This is a genomic window from Cyanobium usitatum str. Tous (assembly GCF_003011885.1).
Lineage (GTDB): Bacteria > Cyanobacteriota > Cyanobacteriia > PCC-6307 > Cyanobiaceae > Cyanobium_A > Cyanobium_A usitatum.
Genome location: NZ_PXXO01000002.1, coordinates 60,449 through 77,997 on the forward strand (window position 1 = coordinate 60,449; position 17,549 = coordinate 77,997).

The 17,549-nt window shown below is 60.4% G+C and carries 19 protein-coding genes, 1 tRNA gene and 1 riboswitch; of the genes, 13 read left to right on the top strand and 7 right to left on the bottom strand.

The genetic code is table 11. The features are described 5' to 3' along the window. Positions 1-192 precede the first annotated feature (192 nt). Positions 193-1,956, top strand: a complete 1,764-nt coding sequence (locus tag C7K55_RS02220; RefSeq protein WP_241518112.1) for a ribonuclease catalytic domain-containing protein — start codon at positions 193-195, stop codon at positions 1,954-1,956. Here the strand turns inward: C7K55_RS02220 and C7K55_RS02225 are convergent. Continuing rightward, complete coding sequence (locus tag C7K55_RS02225) at positions 1,953-3,773, bottom strand: FAD-dependent oxidoreductase (RefSeq protein WP_106501789.1); 1,821 nt, start codon at positions 3,771-3,773, stop codon at positions 1,953-1,955. The two genes, C7K55_RS02220 and C7K55_RS02225, sit on opposite strands and share 4 nt — an antisense overlap. Positions 3,774-3,874: 101 nt before the next feature. On the opposite strand from C7K55_RS02225, the gene metG reads away from it, so the two are divergent. Then, on the top strand, positions 3,875-5,461 hold the full coding sequence (metG, locus tag C7K55_RS02230) for a methionine--tRNA ligase (protein ID WP_106501790.1): 1,587 nt from the start codon (positions 3,875-3,877) through the stop codon (positions 5,459-5,461). Continuing rightward, on the top strand, positions 5,458-6,648 hold the full coding sequence (gene lptC / locus C7K55_RS02235; protein WP_106501791.1) for an LPS export ABC transporter periplasmic protein LptC: 1,191 nt from the start codon (positions 5,458-5,460) through the stop codon (positions 6,646-6,648). The genes metG and lptC overlap by 4 nt, the downstream gene beginning before the upstream one ends. Here the strand turns inward: lptC and C7K55_RS02240 are convergent. Beyond that, on the bottom strand, positions 6,551-7,249 hold the full coding sequence (locus C7K55_RS02240) for a cofactor assembly of complex C subunit B (RefSeq protein WP_106501792.1): 699 nt from the start codon (positions 7,247-7,249) through the stop codon (positions 6,551-6,553). The two genes, lptC and C7K55_RS02240, sit on opposite strands and share 98 nt — an antisense overlap. A 68-nt stretch (positions 7,250-7,317) precedes the next feature. Between C7K55_RS02240 and psb32 the strand changes: the two genes are divergently transcribed. The 7 genes from psb32 to C7K55_RS02280 all read left to right on the top strand — a co-directional run bounded on the left by psb32 (position 7,318) and on the right by C7K55_RS02280 (position 12,605). Beyond that, complete coding sequence (gene psb32, locus C7K55_RS02245) at positions 7,318-8,013, top strand: photosystem II repair protein Psb32 (protein ID WP_241518113.1); 696 nt, start codon at positions 7,318-7,320, stop codon at positions 8,011-8,013. Between the two features lie 4 nt (positions 8,014-8,017). After that, the gene (gene pxcA, locus C7K55_RS02250; RefSeq protein WP_106501793.1) at positions 8,018-9,163 is read left to right on the top strand and encodes a proton extrusion protein PcxA; all 1,146 of its coding nucleotides are present in this window, start codon (positions 8,018-8,020) and stop codon (positions 9,161-9,163) included. 22 nt (positions 9,164-9,185) lie between these two features. Then, complete coding sequence (cobU, locus tag C7K55_RS02255) at positions 9,186-9,713, top strand: bifunctional adenosylcobinamide kinase/adenosylcobinamide-phosphate guanylyltransferase (RefSeq protein ID WP_241518114.1); 528 nt, start codon at positions 9,186-9,188, stop codon at positions 9,711-9,713. 2 nt (positions 9,714-9,715) lie between these two features. Next, positions 9,716-10,201: a tRNA (cytidine(34)-2'-O)-methyltransferase gene (locus tag C7K55_RS02260; RefSeq protein ID WP_106501966.1), complete on the top strand. Its 486-nt coding sequence runs from the start codon at positions 9,716-9,718 to the stop codon at positions 10,199-10,201. Positions 10,202-10,345: 144 nt separating this feature from the next. Then, the gene (locus tag C7K55_RS02265) at positions 10,346-11,368 is read left to right on the top strand and encodes a peptidoglycan DD-metalloendopeptidase family protein (RefSeq protein ID WP_106501795.1); all 1,023 of its coding nucleotides are present in this window, start codon (positions 10,346-10,348) and stop codon (positions 11,366-11,368) included. Positions 11,369-11,382: 14 nt separating this feature from the next. Then, positions 11,383-11,456 (top strand) — tRNA-Met (locus tag C7K55_RS02270). A 558-nt stretch (positions 11,457-12,014) separates the two neighbouring features. Then, positions 12,015-12,605 carry a peroxiredoxin gene (locus C7K55_RS02280; protein ID WP_106501797.1) on the top strand — a complete coding sequence of 197 codons (591 nt, stop codon included), beginning with the start codon at positions 12,015-12,017 and terminating at the stop codon, positions 12,603-12,605. 101 nt (positions 12,606-12,706) lie between these two features. Here C7K55_RS02280 and purQ read toward each other — a convergent pair whose 3' ends face one another. Next, positions 12,707-13,360, bottom strand: coding sequence for a phosphoribosylformylglycinamidine synthase subunit PurQ (purQ, locus tag C7K55_RS02285; RefSeq protein ID WP_106501798.1), 654 nt, complete (start codon positions 13,358-13,360; stop codon positions 12,707-12,709). Next, positions 13,357-13,629, bottom strand: coding sequence for a phosphoribosylformylglycinamidine synthase subunit PurS (gene purS / locus C7K55_RS02290; RefSeq protein ID WP_106501799.1), 273 nt, complete (start codon positions 13,627-13,629; stop codon positions 13,357-13,359). The genes purQ and purS overlap by 4 nt, the downstream gene beginning before the upstream one ends. Positions 13,630-13,870: 241 nt before the next feature. On the opposite strand from purS, the gene C7K55_RS13220 reads away from it, so the two are divergent. Continuing rightward, the gene (locus C7K55_RS13220) at positions 13,871-14,077 is read left to right on the top strand and encodes a hypothetical protein (RefSeq protein ID WP_127431959.1); all 207 of its coding nucleotides are present in this window, start codon (positions 13,871-13,873) and stop codon (positions 14,075-14,077) included. 4 nt (positions 14,078-14,081) lie between these two features. On the opposite strand, the gene cobW is transcribed toward C7K55_RS13220, so the two are convergent. From cobW to C7K55_RS02305, 3 genes are all read right to left on the bottom strand, one after another. Then, entirely contained in the window at positions 14,082-15,185 is a 1,104-nt protein-coding gene (gene cobW / locus C7K55_RS02295) for a cobalamin biosynthesis protein CobW (RefSeq protein WP_106501800.1), read from the bottom strand. A gap of 1 nt (position 15,186) precedes the next feature. Beyond that, positions 15,187-15,816 carry a HupE/UreJ family protein gene (locus tag C7K55_RS02300; protein ID WP_106501801.1) on the bottom strand — a complete coding sequence of 210 codons (630 nt, stop codon included), beginning with the start codon at positions 15,814-15,816 and terminating at the stop codon, positions 15,187-15,189. 15 nt (positions 15,817-15,831) lie between these two features. Then, positions 15,832-16,011, bottom strand: a riboswitch (cobalamin riboswitch). Positions 16,012-16,023: 12 nt separating this feature from the next. Further along, on the bottom strand, positions 16,024-16,548 hold the full coding sequence (locus C7K55_RS02305) for a pentapeptide repeat-containing protein (RefSeq protein WP_106501802.1): 525 nt from the start codon (positions 16,546-16,548) through the stop codon (positions 16,024-16,026). A 30-nt stretch (positions 16,549-16,578) separates the two neighbouring features. On the opposite strand from C7K55_RS02305, the gene C7K55_RS02310 reads away from it, so the two are divergent. Together C7K55_RS02310 and C7K55_RS02315 are read left to right on the top strand one after the other, a co-directional pair. Beyond that, entirely contained in the window at positions 16,579-17,244 is a 666-nt protein-coding gene (locus C7K55_RS02310) for a uracil phosphoribosyltransferase (protein WP_315856765.1), read from the top strand. Between the two features lie 24 nt (positions 17,245-17,268). Beyond that, complete coding sequence (locus C7K55_RS02315) at positions 17,269-17,541, top strand: hypothetical protein (RefSeq protein WP_106501803.1); 273 nt, start codon at positions 17,269-17,271, stop codon at positions 17,539-17,541. Positions 17,542-17,549 lie beyond the last annotated feature (8 nt).

Here is a 17,549-nt window from a genome sequence, read left to right on the forward strand (position 1 = left end):
AAGGCCTCTTTAGCAATTGGTACCAGCGCTAGACAGCAGATCCAGCCGCTGAGGCAACTGTTGCTTCTCACTGCGTTTTCCGGCGAGTGCGACCCACCCCAGCGGCTCAGCCAAGCTCCGTGGTCAATTAGTGACGACGCTTTGACGGCAGTGCTGCCTTCTCGAAGCGATTTCGCGGCAGCTTGGATCCTGATGCAGGCTGAACCTCAGGGATTGCAGCTGAGCGACTGGGTGGATCTGGTTTCTTCGCGACGGGATGGCCTAGCTATTGCATCGTGCTGGCGCTGGTGTCTTGGTCCCCAGACCCTTTTCCGTCTGCGTCAAAACCTCGTTGAGGCCAGGCCTCTGACTGATCTTCGCCGGCTGCGGCGAGAACGCCGACTGCGGGTGCTCCAGGAGCAAGCTGAAATGCGCTGGCAGCAGCAGCTGCTCGATCGTCAGCCGCTTGATCTGCAACTGCTCAGTGCAGAGCAGCGCCAGCAGCTTGAGCTATTGGTTGATTGGGCTGGAGGTGAGTGCACAACTCCCCTACCCCTTCCCCTGCGCCAGGCTTTGCAGGCCGCCAAAGTTACGGCCGATACGGGCTCAATTCGCCACCTGCTGGTTGATCTGGGCCAGTGGCAAGCCCACAATTTGCCGTCCCTCCGAGCCACGGTCTGGGAGCAAGGCTTTTCTGCTGATCTACTGGCTGAAGCCGAACGCCTACTAGTTAGCGCTGAAACTGAACTACCGGGTGATGCCGAGCGTCTGGACCTCAGCGGCCAGCGCAGCGTCACCATTGATGACGCTGATACCTGCGACATTGACGACGGGTTGGCGTTGGAAACAACCCCCGCTGGCCAGGTGAAGATTTGGATCCACGTGGCGGACCCAGGTCGCTTGATTGCGCTGGATTCGCCCCTCGACTTAGAAGCACGACGGCGGGGCAGCAGTCTTTATCTGGCATCTGGAATTTTGCCGATGTTCCCGGAGGCGCTTGCCACCGGACCGATGAGCCTGCGGGCCGGCCATCGCAGTGCCGCCTGGAGCATCTGGGTTGAACTCGACGACGATGGGGCTGTTAAGGCTTCGGGATTGCAGCGCAGCTGGGTTAAGCCCACCTACCGGCTCAGCTATGGCGATGCCGACGACCTGATCGATCTAGCCCCGCCTCAGGAGCGCGACCTTGCCGACTTGCACGGCCTGCTGCTGCGCCGCCGCCAGTGGCGTGTGCGCCAGGGTGCCCTGCTGCTGGATCAGCCGGAGGGTCGGATTCGGGCCCAGGGAGACGCGGCCCAAGGAGACGCTCCCCAGCTTGAGATCACCGAACCCAGCCCCGCCCGATTGATGGTGGCCGAAGCGATGATTCTGGCGGGCGCGGTGGTAGCTGGTCTTGGCCAAGAACAAGCGTTAGCTCTGCCCTATCGCAGCCAACTAACAGCAACTTTGCCGCCGGAGGCCGAGCTGGCAGCCCTGCCGGCTGGCCCGGTGCGCCATTGCGCCATTAAGCGGTGCCTAAGCCGCGGTCATACCGGCACGGAGCCAAGCCCCCATTTCAGCCTGGGCTTGCCGGCCTATGTCCAAGTCACCTCGCCGATTCGCCGCTACGCCGATCTAGTGGCGCAACGGCAACTGCTGGCACTTCAACAGGGAAGCCAGCCCATGGTTGCCACCGATCTAGCCGCCCTGCTCTCCGACTTAGACGGTCCGCTCAAGCAGGGGATGCAGATCAGCAGGGAAGACCAGCGTCACTGGCAGCAGGTGTGGTTTGCGGCGCATGGGAGTCAGCATTGGCAGGCCTGTTTCCTGCGCTGGCTGCGGCCCCAGGACAGGCTGGGGCTGGTGCACGTTGATGCCCTGGCCATGGATCTGGCGGCCGAGTGCCCAGCGGGCTCGGACCCAGGTGATCTGCTGCAACTGCGAGTTCAGGCGGTAGACCCCCTGCGCGACCAATTGCGACTGCAGGCCACGGGCTAATCCGCGGCCAGTCGAGAGGCCCGCAACCACGGCCCCCAAGGATTGGCACAGCCAATCAACTTGGCCTGGGTCGGCTTATCAAGGTTCTGCAGCCAGCGGTTCAAGCCTGGCTCCAGGGTGATGAGAGGCCACTGCCGTTTGGCGTTATCACTGCTGAAATCGCTGTCGCATACAAAGGTGTAGCCGCCCTGGCCGTCCGGCAGCACCCTTCCATTCCACAGAGACTCCCTGGGTTCTGGACGGCCCTGGCTCGGACTTAGGGGTCTTTGGAATGGGCGCTCAATTTGGCCATTGGCCTGCAGGAGGTCGGGATTGGCCAGCAGCTGCAGCTGTCGGGCTAACCAGTCGCTGGCATGCCAGGGGGTGTCCCAGAGCGGCACTACCGCCGCTGGAGCACGGTGATCGTGGAGCAGGCACTGCTGAACGGCTAGGGGCGCAAGCTCAGCTGGGGGGATGCCTCGCTGTACCGCCAGGGCCGCTGCCGCCCCGGCCGCCTGGCCGATATTCAGAATTAGGGGCTGCAAACGGGTAGCCCCATTGGCCATGTGGCTGCTGCTGAAAGCCTTGTCAGCTGCCAGCAGATTGTCAATCTCAGCGCTCAGCAGCGCGTCGTAAGGAATGCAAAAGGGAGTGCCGCTCCAGCGCCCTCCCCAGCGAATGCTTTTAGGTGCCAGTGGCCAGTCAGGTCCAGGGTAGTGGTGGTCGTTGGCGTAGTTGCCCACCGCTATTGACTCCAGTTCGCCGCTGGCATTGAGCGGCAGTGGCCCCTGGGATTCAGCCATGCCTAGGGGGAGCAGGTGCTGTTCCAGCACCTGCGAGCGGCCCAGCATTCTTCGCCCCTCCCGCCAGTAGGGCATGGCAGCTAGCCAGGGGGCAGGACTGCCGGCTTCAGCAGGAAATGCATGGCCCAGTTGAAGCCAGCCCCCACTTGCCTGCTCAAGGGCTCTTGCAAACTGCAGGCTGTAGGACTGCATTTCGGCAGCTAACCCATTTTGCTCAGCTGGATCTGCGCTGAAGGCGCGTTCCAGCCCCTGGTGCCAGTCATTGCCGTGCAGCGGCCAGTTGAGCATCACCAGGCCGCCCGGCAGGCGCCCGTAGTTGATCGTGCGCTCTAAACCGAAGGCCTCGCTGGCTCGTTCAAATGGCGAAGCCAAGGCAGGTGAGACTGCAGCTGGCGTCAACACTTCGCTCTGGAGCTGGCCCATCACCACCCAGGTGGGCGATTGCACAGGTTGCTGCTTAAAAAAAGCTTCCGTTTGCAACCGTTGCAGGCTGGGGGCACTGGGTTCGCCCCATTGCTCCTGGGCTTCCCAGCCGAGTCGAAATGGAGCCTCCGCTAGGGGCAGCAGGTCGCCGCGGTCGCTGCCATCGATCACAACTTTGCAGTCCAGCCATTGGGTTTCACCCTTGTGCTCCAGCTGTACTGCTGTGATGCGGGCCCCCTGACGCCGCACAGCCAGCAGCCTGCAGCTCGGCCACCACTGCAGATTGGCCAGTTCGCTTACCCAGCCTTGCAGGATCGCTTCTGCGGTCGCGGGCCGGTAACCAAAGCAACTCACCCAGTTTTGATCCAGTCCCTCGGGCTCGGCCTGCTCAAGGGCGCGCAGAAAGGCTCCCCAGAGACCTGTCTGCCAAGGGGTGAGCTCACTGCCATCGGGGCAGCAAACGCCGGCGGCGCTCACCATGCCCCCAAGCCAGTTGCCAGGGGTCAGCAACAGCGTGCTGGCACCGCCGCGGGCCGCCTGGATTGCTGCCGCCACGCCACCGGTGCCGCCCCCCCACACCAATACATCCACTGCTTCTGAAGGCAGGGTCATGGCTGGCGGACACGGCTGACCCAAGACTCGCAGGAGATGATCTGAACAGGCGTGCTCGTGGTCAGCCTTTCTGTCCGTCGCCGCTCCGTAGGATCAAAAGGATGACTTACACGCTCACCACCCCCCTCTATTACGTCAACGACCGAGCCCATCTCGGCAGTGCCTACACAACGCTTGCCTGCGATGCGGTTGCACGCCACCAGCGGCTGAGAGGGGAGTCGGTGATGTTCATTACCGGCTGCGATGAACACGGCCAGAAGATCCAGCGCACGGCCGAAGCGGCTGGACTCAGTCCGCAGGCCCATTGCGATCTAATCAGCGAGGGATATCGCGATCTTTGGAACCGTTGGCAAATCAGCAACGACCGCTTCATCCGCACCACAGACCCACGCCACCGCCAATTGGTGGCTCAATTTTTTGCCCGCGTGGAGGCCAACGGCGACGTAGTGGAGGGTCGTCAGCAGGGCTGGTATTGCGTTGCTTGTGAGGAATTCAAAGATGACGCACCGGGCAGTGAGGATCCCGAATGCCCCATCCATCGCAAGCCCCTGGAGTGGCGCGACGAGGTCAATTTATTTTTTCGCCTTTCCCGCTATCAGGCGCAGATCGAGGCCTTGATCCGCCAGCCCGGCTTCATTGCCCCCGCCAGCAGGCAGAAGGAGGTGGAAAACTTTGTGGCCCAGGGACTGCGCGATTTTTCAATCTCCCGGATCGACCTGCCATGGGGCATTCCGGTCCCCGGCCATGAAGGCCATACCTTTTATGTGTGGTTTGACGCCCTGCTCGGCTATCTCACGGCCCTGCTCGACCCGGCGGAGCCAGTTGTGCTGCAACAGGTGCTGGATCGTGGCTGGCCGGCCCAGCTACATGTGATTGGTAAGGACATCCTGCGCTTCCACGCGGTTTATTGGCCGGCGATGTTGCTTTCGGCGGGGTTGCCGCTGCCAGAACGCGTATTTGGCCACGGCTTCTTGACCCGCGAAGGCCAGAAGATGGGCAAGTCCCTTGGCAATGTGCTCGATCCTGATGTGCTGCTGGAGCGCTGTGGCCGCGATGCGGTGCGCTGGTACTTGCTGCGCGACATACCTTTCGGCGAGGACGGTGATTTCCAGCAGCAGCGCTTCACTGATCTGGTCAACAACGATTTGGCAAATACCATCGGCAACTTGCTGAACCGCACCTCTTCGATGGCACGGCGGTGGTTTGCAGATGCCGTGCCCCCAGCCGGAGCCGCCGCCCAGGCCGATCACCCCCTTGCCGTTGCTGCCCTCGCGGCCGGCAACATAGTCAACACGACCCTAACTGACCTGGACTTCCGTCGCGCCGCTGAAGCGGCGCTGCAACTAGCAATCGCTGCAAATGGCTACCTCAACGACCAGGCCCCTTGGAAGCAAATGAAGTTGGAGGGTCAGGAGAGTTTGGTGGCAGCGGATCTTTATGCCGTGCTTGAGGCCACCCGCTGGGTGGCAGTGCTGCTGGCCCCGCTCCTGCCTGAGCTTTCTGATCGGATGCTGCTCCAGCTCGGTCAGGAACCATTTGCTAGCGGTCCGCTGGCTCCTGCCTGCGCCCCTGGCAGCCATGCTTCTCCTTGGCTGTTCGCCCAGCGATGGGGTCTGCTGGAGCCCGGACTCGCCCTGATTGAGCCGCAGCCGGTGATGTTGCGACTTGAGCTCGAGTCACCTCTGTGACCACTACTGCTGTGACCACGACTGCCCGGCTGCAGTGGTGCCCCCTGCTGGCCCTGAGCCTGGGTGCCCTATTAAGCCTGCCCGTGCTGCTGGTTGGATGCGGCACCCAGGTGTCTAAGGAGGAGCCGGCCCAGCCTTTTGTCTTCCGCTCCCTCAACCTGCGGCAGAAGGATTCCAGCGGAGGGCCCCTGTGGGAATTGACCAGCCCGGAGGTTCGCTACGACCTCGGTCGTCGTGTTGCCCAAGCCCGCGACCTGCGCGGCACCATCTATGCAAAGGGCAAACCCCTGTATCGAATAACGGCCAGCAGTGGCACCGTCATTAACGATGGCGAAGTGGTGCAGTTGGAGGGCCCGACCCGGCTGCAGCGCCTTGGTCCCAAGCCACTTGTTGTGACCTCTACTCTTGTGCGTTGGTATCCCAAGCAGGAGCGCATGGAATTGGACCGCAGTCCCCGCGCCTCCCAGGGGGAGTTGCTCGTGTCCGCTCGCCGGGCCCGCTTCTGGATCAAGCAGGACAAGTTGGAGTTGAGGGGGGAGCCCCTGCTAGAGCGTTCAGGGGCGGTCGGCTTGAAGCTGGCGCTGAGTTCTGCAGATTGGTTCCCAACCACTGGCCAACTGATCGGTCGAGGGCCAGTTCGGGGAGAACGGCGTCTAGCAGCTAGTGGACTTCAAACACTTTCGGCGCCATCCCTTACCGGTAATTCCCTGCTTCAGCTGATCGACCTACAGGCACCGGTGCAGGTGCTTGATCCTGGCCGCAAGGGCCGTCTTGATGCTAGCCATATCCGCCTCGACCTGGCGCGGGAACGCATTAGCAGTGCCCATCCATTCACCGCTGTGCTGGATCACTCCCGGCTTAGCGGCACGGGCTTTGAAGCGATTGGTCCTAGTCACACCTTGATGGTTCCCCTTAATTGCCGCCTAAACCACTCAGCCGATTCCCTCGTCGCCAATAGCTGCAGCTGGAATTGGCAGACAAATAAGATTGAGGCCTTTGGTGCTGTCGAGCTGCGCCGCAAGGCTCTTGCCCAGGTCACCCGCGCTCAGCGGCTTCAGGGCGTGCTCACTAAGCAGGGGATGGCCGTATTCAGCAATCCGGGGGCAAGGGTGGAAACTCGGGTGACTTTGCCTCCCCGGGCCCCATCAGGTCCTGATTCCCGCAAGCCGGCTCCATTCGCTCTCTAAGCCGCTGGGACCAACCCTCGAGCCAGGTCAAATCGCTGCGGCTAAAGCAGCGCGGCGACCAGCCGGCAAGCACTACCAAACCCCTTGAGTCAATCGGCTGAACCACAACGGCTGGCACCCCTGGCAGCAGGCTCTCAAATTCAGCACGGCCTGGATAAAGGTTCAGATCTACAAGTGAGATGGCAGACCCTTTTTCTTGGGCTCGCTGGCAGATAGCTCCTGGTTCAAAGGGCACCTGCGCCAGTAGGCCGCGGCGCAGCAAACACTTGTTTTGCCACAGCACCACCACCGTTGCCGCCGGGGTGGCGGTGAGCAACATCTGACTCCCCCAGCCTAATTCTTCTGATAGGGCTTCAGGTAGTCCATCTGCAAGCTCCACCCCCTGCACCCCTTCGAGGGCAACTCGGGCAGCCGCTTCGGGCAAGGCCCGGGTCCAGAGCACACCCACCAACATCAGAGCCACCGCCAGGAAGCTGGCCAATACGGCAGCTCGCTCGAGGGCGGGATCAATGCTTGTTGCGGTTGTTTGATTCAGTACAACCAGGGCAAGGGAGGCCACCCCAGAGAGAAAACAGACCCTTGCGGGTGTGGAGGGGGCCATGGGGGTTAAGCAGGAGGCGACAGCTGGGCCCGCAGGCGGCAAACTAGATCCATGTTGGGCCTGAACCGTTGCCCCCTTCCCTGCGTGTGACCCCTCGCATTCCCTTATTGGGAGTGGTGGCAGCCCTGTTTATGGGCTTTGCAGCCTGTTGGATGCCTGCCCCGGCCCTGGCAATTGCCGCAAGTGGTCTACCGGCCTCCGCTCCCCAGGAGCGCATCCTTGACACCGCAGATGTGCTGAGCCGCGCAGCCATCGGCGAGCTCAGCAAAACCCTCGAAAGTTTTTCAGCAGAGCGGGTGGATGCCCACTTGATCACCGTTAACCGCCTTGACTACGGGCTGAGCCTTTCCCAGCTCGGCAATTCAGTGCTGGAGCGTTGGTCCGAGTCGGGGGGCGAGCCCAACCAGGTGCTCTTTTTAATTGACAGCCAGACGAACAGCGCGGCGGTGGTGACCTCTCCAGGCCTGGTTACCCAACTTGACGCCAGCCTGCTACGCAGCACGGCCCGAACCACGATGGCCCAGCCGATCCGCGATGGTGGTCGCTATCGCCAGGGCAGCCTCGATGCCATGACTCGCCTGCTCACCGTGCTGCAGGGAGGCGAGGATCCCGGCGAACCAATCACCGCTGAGGTTGTCAGTCAGCCCACCAACATCCCCACGAAGGAGGAAACGAAGTCAAGTAATGCCTTCACTTGGATTGTGGTGCTTCTAACGGTTGGCACGATTGTGCCCATGCTCACTTGGTGGGTCTTCTCGCGCTGATCCGATGGCACTAACCAACTGGATGGGGGCATTTGGCCGCGCCCAAGCCCTAGACCTCAGCAATGATCTTGAGCGCGGTTATGAATCCGCCCTGCTCATCCAGAGCATTGAGCTAGAGCACTACAACGACCGGCCCGTACGTCCTGAATTGGACCTGCGTATTCCCAGGTCGGCCCAGGCCCAGTTACTGCGTCGTTTTCGAGCTGCGCTAGAGGTCTGCCGCCAGTCTGTACAAACCTTGCAGACCCACCGAGGCGAGCTGGCCGGTCAGGAAATTCGCCAGTTTCAACTAATTGAGTCTGTAGTTGCCCGCTACGCGGCCAGTAGGGATCCCCTGCCTGCTATCAGTCGCTCCCCGGAGGTGCTGCCCCGCAGCCTGATTGGTGTTGTTGATCAGGTGCGTCGCCAGCTCGACCCCGAGGCGGAAGCGAATGTGGTGGCTGGCTTTCGACGGCGCAGAGACTCCACTCTGGTGTCACTGCGCATCCTGCTACTGCTGATTTTGGTGCCGGTGCTGGTGCAGCAAATCAGTCGCACCTATGTGTTTTCGCCCCTGGTTGATCGCTTCGCTCCAGACAACGCTTTTCTTACCTATCCCAAACCAAAGCTTGAGGAGAAAGCCGTAGAGAAATTACGGCTTTTCCAGGCGGAGATTGAATTTGATGCCCTCTTGAACGGCAATCCCCTGCCAAGCCGTGATGAGCTGCAGAAGCAGCTGGCAAGCAAGGCTCAGTCGCTCAAGGATGAAGCTGATCTGGAAAGCACCCATGCCATTAAGAACGTGCTTGCCGATCTCGGTGGCTTAGCCGGTTTTGTTTGCGTTTGCTTGTTTGGTCGGCGTGATCTTCAGGTGTTGCGCGGTTTTCTTGATGAGCTTGTGTATGGATTGAGCGACAGCGCCAAGGCCTTCGGAATCATCTTATTTACCGATATTTTTGTTGGCTTTCACAGCCCGGAGGGCTGGACAGTGCTGCTGGATGGCGTTGCTCACCACCTAGGCCTGCCTGCCCAGGAGAATTTCATAATGCTATTTATTGCTACCTTCCCGGTGGTTTTAGCGACCGTATTCAAATACTGGATTTTCCGCTATCTCAACCGTGTTTCACCTTCTTCTGTGGCCACGCTCCACAACATGAATGGTGGTGGTTGATTCCTACCAGCCATGCACTCTTGTGCTCGGTCCTGCCCGTAGTGGCAAGAGCCGCTGGGCCGAGCACCTCGCCATGCAGTCGGGCCTGCCGGTCACCTACTTGGCAACCGGGCCTCAGCCAAGCGCCGAAGATGGTGACTGGTTGGCGAGGGTTGAGGCCCACGCCGCTAGGCGTCCACCGCACTGGAGCGTCTTGGAGGTTGATAGCGCCTTAGCCGGCGCCCTCGACTGCCTCAGTCCCCCTGGCATTGCTCTTGTCGATTCCCTCGGCACCTGGGTCGCTGCTGGCATCGAGCTCGATACTTCTGCTTGGCAACAGCGCTGTACAGCTCTTGTACAAAGCTTGAGCCGCTGCAAGGTGCCCGTACTGCTCGTGAGTGAGCAAACCGGGTGGGGGGTTGTGCCTTCCACTGCGATTGGCGGTTTGTTTCGCGATCGCCTTGGCTCCTTGGAGCAGCAGCTTGCCCCCCTCTGCGCTGGCATTTGGCTTGTGGTTGCGGGCCGCGCCCTCAATCTGAGCAACCTGGGTTTTGCCGTACCAGCTCTTTGATCGTGCCGCGGATCGTTTTGTTTCAGCCCCAAATCCCACCCAACACCGGCAGTGTGGCGCGAACCTGCGCGGCCACCGGCACGGAGTTGCACCTAGTGGAGCCCCTGGGCTTCCAAATCGATGATCGCCAGCTCAAGCGGGCTGGCCTCGACTATTGGCCCCTGGTGTCCTTGCAGCGCCATGCCGACTGGTCAGCGTTTGCTGATCACCGTATCCGCAGCGGGGGTCGCCTGATCGCCCTTAGTAGCCATGCAAGCCAGCCCTACACCAGTTGGCAATTTGAACCCGATGACTGGCTGCTGTTTGGCCGCGAAACCGACGGCCTACCAAGGGATGTGCTGGCCTCGGCCGATGCGGCTCTCACGATCCCAATGTCAGGTGCCAAGCGGCCCCAGCAGCCCGGAGTGCGTAGCCTCAACCTCTCCGTCTCGGTAGGGGTGGTGTTGTTTGAGTCCCTACGACAACAGAATTTGCTGACATTGGCGTGATCCCCTGAGGTGACAGGGATCTGGTCACCCCATCAGCGCACTTGGTCGCAACCCCCACTTGTGGCGGTGAGTTCCGTCCGCTACTGTCTGGCCGGCTTGGGGATATCGGCTTCTCCACAAGCTTTGTCCGACTGAACGAACTGCATGAAGCCTCTGCAAACGACTCTGCGATTCCTGATCCCCTGCGCCATTGCCCTACCGGCAGTGGTCGCAGCTCTTGACCCCGCCGATATTGAGAAGGCTTCTGTTGATTCTTTGATCGCCGCCCTACCTGCCCCCAGCATCGACAAGGTCTGGGTAAAAGTGCGGCAGCCCATCAGCGTTGAAGAGCTGTCCAGCAGCCTCAAGCTCGCGGAAGAGCGATTGGCCAAGCTCAACGACGTCAACGAGGACCACCATTTCCGTCAAGGTGACTGGCTTGTTGTTCCCAGCCAGCAATCGAAGCAAATAAAGCAGCTGGCAGCGATCGATACCAGCGAGTTGCGTCGCACACCTCCTCTCCAGTCCCTACCGCCTGTGGAGGAGCGTGCTGTTGTGCGCTTTGGCGACACGGTCGTAAAGATTGCTCAGCGCTATGGATTGACTCTGCAGGAACTGCTGCGTCTCAATCCTGGCCTCGAAACCGCACGCCTTGTCGTCGGTAGCCAGGTACGGCTTGCGCAAGCTTCATCCGGACGCACCCGCATGGTGCTGGGGCTCAAGCCAACCACTAGTGGCGGTATCAGCTGGCCCGAACTGCCTGGTTTTGATGAGCTCAACCAGCCCTTTTCTGGTCAAAACTCAGCCCAGGGCTGGATTTGGCCGACCAGGGGAGTTTTTACTTCCGGATACGGCTGGCGCTGGGGTCGCATGCACAAGGGCATCGACGTGGCCAACAACGTGGGGACACCGATCGTGGCGGCAAAGGCTGGTCGGGTGGTCTTCTCTGGCTGGCACGACGGCGGCTACGGCTACTTGGTAACCCTGGCCCATGCCGATGGCAGCCGTTCCCTTTACGGCCACAACAGCCGCCTAATGGTCCGAGTTGGGCAGGATGTTGAACAGGGATCTTTGATTTCCCATATGGGCAGCACGGGCCGAAGCACCGGCCCCCACCTGCACTTCGAGGTTCATCCCCCGAGCTCCGGCGCTGCCAACCCTCTCTATTTCCTGCCACCTAGGGCCTGATAAACTCAACCAACGGCTCGGTAGCTCAGCTGGTTAGAGCGTGGGATTCATAACCCCAAGGTCGGGAGTTCAAGTCTCCCCCGAGCCATTTTCTCTGACGGGGCCTTGATTCTGGCCCTTTTTTAATTTCTATCAATTTCCTAACTATCGCAACTCGACTGTGTTGAGCCTTTCTCGAAATGAGGCCCCATCGTTCTGATCGCTTGTAATGCTGCCCAACAGCTCAGTGGGATCTGGATCAAGCTTTAGCTGTTGAACTTCCGGCGAGGCAGAGGCGGTGCTACCAGTTGTTGCAGCACCACCCCGTCGTGCACGGCCATAGCCCTGGGAGCGCCCCTCAATCGCCCGAATCAAGGACTTGCTGCGGTTGACCTCTCCAATGCTCTGGCCGTCCTTGGGCCGGACCAATGGGTTGCCCTTCAGTTCAGAGCGCAACTGGCTAAGCAAACGGAAATGCCCAGTCGTGTTGTATTTCCGCAGCACACTCGGCTCCCAAGCCATCGCCATCACTCCCATAGACATCACGTGAATCAGCCTATGGCCCCACCAGCCTGGATCATGTGATAAATTGTGAATAGCAACTGGTAGTCGATCCGACTTTGGACTGAAGTCCCCGGTGTGCCCAGCCCTCACTTACTTAACCAGCATGTCCCGGCTAGTTGGCCTGCAGGCTCCAGATTTCACAGCCACCGCAGTGGTGGATCAGGAATTCAAGGAGATCAGTCTCTCCCAGTATCGCGGCAAGTACGTGGTGCTGTTCTTCTACCCCCTCGATTTCACCTTCGTATGCCCTACGGAGATCATCGCTTTCTCCGAGCGCTACAACGACTTCTCCAGCCGCAACTGCGAAGTGCTGGGTGTTTCCGTCGATAGCCAGTTCAGCCACCTCGCCTGGGTTCAGACGGATCGCAAAAATGGCGGTATTGGCGATATTGCCTATCCCCTCGTTGCTGACCTCAAGAAGGACATCGCCCGCTCCTACGAAGTACTCGATGAGGAAGCAGGTGTGGCCCTACGTGGTCTGTTCATCATTGATCCTGATGGCGTGATCATGCAGAGCACAATCAACAATCTGCCCGTGGGCCGTAGCGTGGACGAGACCCTGCGTCTGCTGCAGGCCTTCCAGCACATCCGCAACAACCCAGACGAAGTCTGCCCTGCAAACTGGAACCCAGGGGATAAGACCATGAATCCTGACCCAGTTAAGAGCAAGGAGTTCTTCGCCGCCGTTAACTGATTCCTTTCAGGGCTAGATTTGTTTGATCTTCTGCGATCAAACCGGGGGGCCTTTGGCCCCCTTTTTTGCGACATCTTGCTGAGAGTCGTGTTCGCCAGGCTTCAATTGCTAAGGCTGGCAAGCAGCCTCAAGCCGTCGAGCCCCCCCGTGAGCGGGTCACAGGCGCGCTCCGGATGGGGCATCAGACCCAGCACATTGCCTCCTGTGTTGGTCAAGCCCGCCACATCACCAACCGAGCCGTTGGGATTGCATGCGTAGCGCAAAACCACCTGACCATTTGCTTCGAGCTCAGCCAATTGCTCGCTCTCGCACTGGTATCGCCCCTCCCCATGGGCGATTGGCAGCACGATCGCTTCTGCCTCGCTATACCCTTTCAGCCAGCGACAGTTGCCCGGATTAACGCTCAGCGGGGTTGGTTCACAGAGAAAATGCAGCCGAGCATTGCGGGTGAGAGCACCTGGCAATAAGCCCATCTCAGTGAGTACCTGAAAGCCATTGCAGATACCCAATACCGCACCGCCTGCTTCTGCGAAAAGCCTCACCGATTCCAATACGGGAGCAAACCTGGCAATTGCACCGCAGCGTAAATAGTCTCCATAACTGAAGCCGCCAGGGATCACCACCGCGTCTAGGCCGCTGAGATCGCGCTCCTCATGCCAAAGGAAGCGAGTCGGTAGACCGACGCAACCCTCTAGGGCCCAGCGCACATCCCGGTCACAATTTGAGCCAGGGAACACCACGATGCCAATGGTCATTGCTGTTGCTCCCCGGCCTTTTCAAGCAGCTCTAGCTGCCAATTTTCAATTACTGGATTGGCAAACAAGCGGTCACTGAGGAGTTCCAGCTGGCCTTGGGCGGTGGTTTTGTCCGGAGCCTCCAGTTCCAGTTCTATTGCCTTGCCGATGCGCAGGCTGCGGACGCCGTCGACGCCGAGTCGGGCCGCTGCAGCCCTGGTGGCCTCGCCAGCCGGATCAAGCACCGAGGGCCGAAGTGAAACCTGAACGCGAGCGCGGAAGAGTGGCACCAGAGGAGCAGAAGGTTTGTTAAATCTTGGCAGCCCGGTGGCCCGCTGACGTCACTTTTGGTCAGCTTGAAAGCACCCCGCTGGCATTTCGGCCGTGGTTTGGCGCTTCAACTCAGTTCCTATTGGCGTCTGGCCAGCCTGCAGGGCACTGCTGGCTGGCTTGATAGCCCTTTGTGTGCCAGCTGCGCTTGCCCAGCCGTTGCAGTGCCGTCTGGCTGATGGGCCTTGGCAGCCATGCACAATGCTCGTTCAAGCCCCTGCAGCAGAGCTGCCTATTCGGTGGACGATCGAGCTCGGCCCACGTCGAATCGACTTCCGCAACGACGGCAGTGGCACGGTGCAGATGCTCGACTCAACAGGGTGGTTGCCGGTTGAAACCAGCTGGATTGCGGGGCCTGCGCTCTGCTGGAACGGGCTATGTGCCCAAGGGGATATCCCCTTGGATTGATCAGCTAGTTAGCAGCTGCCAGCTCACCGGTCAGAGCCTGGTTCAGGCAGGATTCGATGGCAGGGCGATCCAGTTGGAAGCCAAGCAAAACCACCTCTAGGCCTGGGGCATGCTGGGAGACCGAAGCCTGGCCAGACCCTGGTTCAAACCAGCACTCCAGCCTCGGTCCTACAGCCTGGATCTGAAGCGGTCGGTTTTTACCTGAAAGCCAAAGACGCCCCTTGAGCCGGATCAGGGCGCTATCAATCACCAGCTGAAGCAGTTGTTGCTCAAGGGCAACCCGGCAAAAATCGCCAGGCAGTTCGAGGGCAAGCGACTCGATGGCAACATGACTGTGATCGTGATGCTCATGATCGTGGTGATCATGGTCATGGTCATGCTCGTCATGCTCATGGTCTGTGGTGGTTGGCTGCCGGCTCTCAAGGCCCAGCACCAGCTCTGGGGAGACCACCCCCCTGCCCATCGACAACAGCACAGCTCCTGGCTGCAGCTGGGGGGCAAGGGCCTTATGCACTAAATCAATGTCGCCTGCAGATAGGCAGTCGGCCCGGCTAATCAAAACCAGATCGGCAGCCTCAAGCTGCTCGGCAAACAGTTCATCGATAGCCGAAGCGTGATCCAGGCTTGGATCAGCGAGCCGCTGGGCCTCGAGAGCGGCTGGATTTGCCACCACACTGCCTGCCGCAAGGGCTTCGCCATCAACAACTGCCACCACGCCATTGAGGCGAATGCGAGTGCGGATTTGCGGCCAATTCAGGGCGGCAATCAGTGGTTCGGGCAGGGCCAGGCCACTGGTTTCCACCACGATCCCATCCAGGCTTTCTGCTCGCTCAAGCAGCTTCTCCATAGTTGGCAAGAAGTCGTCTTGGACCGTGCAGCAGAGGCAGCCATTTGCCAGCTCCACCAGGCGGGTGTCCAGCTCATCTTCGGGGCAAAAACCACAGCTGCGTAGCAGGTCTCCGTCGATACCCACCTCGCCAAATTCATTTACCAGCACAGCCAGTCGCTGACCGCTGTGCAGCAGCAAATGGCGCAGCAGGGTTGTTTTGCCCGCACCGAGAAAACCTGTCACCACGGTGACAGGCAGCCTTCCACTTTGTGTCGTCATCTCAGGCCGCCAAACCCGCCAGGGCCCAGGTGCCGCCAAGGGCCATTAGGGCGAAACTAAGCCAGCGCAGCTGGGTTGAAGAAAGGCGTGCTCCCAAGGGTCGCAGCGCAATAAGTGCCATCGCAAGCAGGCCTGCCTGGGAAAGGAACAGGCCCGTGCCGTAGGCCACTACGGGCATGGCGCTCCAGCCAAAAACGGGGCCGCTTAGTACATAGCCGTGCAAGGCCATGGCGGGAAGCAACAGCAGGGATGGCAAGCGCCGTAGCAACACCAGGGCCTCAACAATGAGGGTGCAGGCCACCAGGGATTCAGCGCCTGGCATCCCTGGCCACAGCAGTCCAGCGCCACTACCAAGCAAGCCAACAGCGAGAAGTCCCAGGCTCCAGCTAAGCCGTTTTTGCAGCCCCACCAAGGAAAGTGCCAGGAGGAAAAGCAGATGATCCGGGCCCAGCACTGGGTGGGCGAGGCCACTCAGAACGCCATTAAACATGCTGGGCTTTAGCTGGCCGATATCGGCAAAATGGTGTGCCTGGACTGGGCTAAGGGCGCCAATGCCGATTGATGCCAGGCCAGCAACTAGGAGCCAGCGTCCCAGGGCTTGGCCATTGGGTGCTGTTTTGATCAAATTCATGGGCCGGTCCGCGCCGTAGGAGGAACAAAACCGGCGGGCGTTCTGACTTGGCAATGGATCGCAAGCAGGCCCCAAAGTTGGAGCAGATTTGCGGGCCATAGCCTTCACAGCTGCGGGACAGTGCCGGATTTTCACCGACCTTTCCCCCTTACCTCCAGTGGCTGATCCCCACCGGAACCGGAAATTAGATGCTAAGGGCAAGGGGCCCTATCGGCACGCCAGGCTGTCCTTGGTGGCTACTCCGGTGCTCGGATTGACACCGGCAGCTCGTTTACAGAGTGCTTTCTGCTCAGGCAGATCCAGCACTGCATCACTGAAGTCGGCTCCTTCAATGGTTGCCCCTTTGAAGTGGCTTTGCATCAACATGGCGTTTCGCAGCACAGCACCACTGAGGTCAGTGTCTTCAAAGTGACTTGCGAAGGCCACCGCGTCTTCCAGGTTGGCGTCCTTCAGGTTGGCTCCCCGTAGGTCGCTGCTGTTGAAAACAGCTCCGCGCAGATCGGTGCCGCTCAGATCGAAGCCAGCCAGAGTCGCCTTCAAAAACTCCTGCTGTTGAAGGTTGCGGCCGTGCATGTCTGGTTGGAGGTCTTGTAGCGAACGCTGGCTGCGCAGCTCAGGCGCGGTGATCGCTGCGGCAGGAAAGACCCCAAGGCACCAGGTCAGCACCAGGGCCAGTGCGGCCAGCAGCCAGCCACCAGACCAACTCGCTCGGCTTTCAGGTCTCGAGCTCATGGGCGCGCACTTACGGTTGATCATCAAGTTATGGCAACCATGGTGATGGCTTTGCGGGTGGTGGTTCCCCCCCACCCCCTGATTGGCCACTGGCTTGGCGTACTGCGCGATCGACACACGCCTAGTTCGCTTTACGCCTCCGCTACTGCCGAGCTAGGTCGCTGGCTCACCTATGAGGCTGTGCGCGATTGGCTACCCCACAGGCGCATCCAGCTGGAAACACCCCTTGCCGCTGCTGAGGCAGACGTGGTGGATCCAGCGGTTCCCCTACTGGCCCTGCCCCTGCTGACCGCTGGGCTTGGCCTTTGGCAGGGCGGCCAAACAGTGCTTCCCTCGGCCCAGGTGCTCCATCTACAAGAAAGCCTGGGTGTGATAACCCCTCCAGCCGGACCAATCCCCTCCCGCTGCGGAGTTTTGCTGTTTGTAGCAGAACTGGGAGACGGCGAATCCCTGCTCCAACTCCTCGATGACCTTTCAGCTCTAGGCGTTACCGGTGATCGCTTACGAGTGATTACATCCCTGGCCTCTGGTCCAGGACTCAAGGCTGTGGGGGAGCGGCACGGCAGCCTCACCATCTACGCCGCCGGCATCGATCCGGATTTGAACGAAGCCGGGGCGATCGTGCCTGGTATCGGCGATGTGAGGCAGCGGTTGTTCGGTGGCACGGTGCTGGATGAAATGCCCAGCGATACCTAGGCTCGCTACAGCAGGGCTTGAATTATGGGCAATCACAACGGCGTCACCCCAGCCGGTGGCAGTTCCAGCCTCAGCGTCTTGGCTGGGGCTGTTATTGGTGCTGCTGGCCTTGCCTGGTGGTTGCTTGCTGAGGCAGAGCGACGCCGGCACCAAGGCCGGCCTGCCCGGGCCGCTGGAATCGCAGCCTCGCCGGCGGCTGTCAGGACGGATCGGGATCTTCACGATCGGGTTCATGAGCTCAACCAGGCGATCGACGACGTGCGCCGTCAACTGGAGACCATGACCATCCAGGGTTAGGGCTTCGG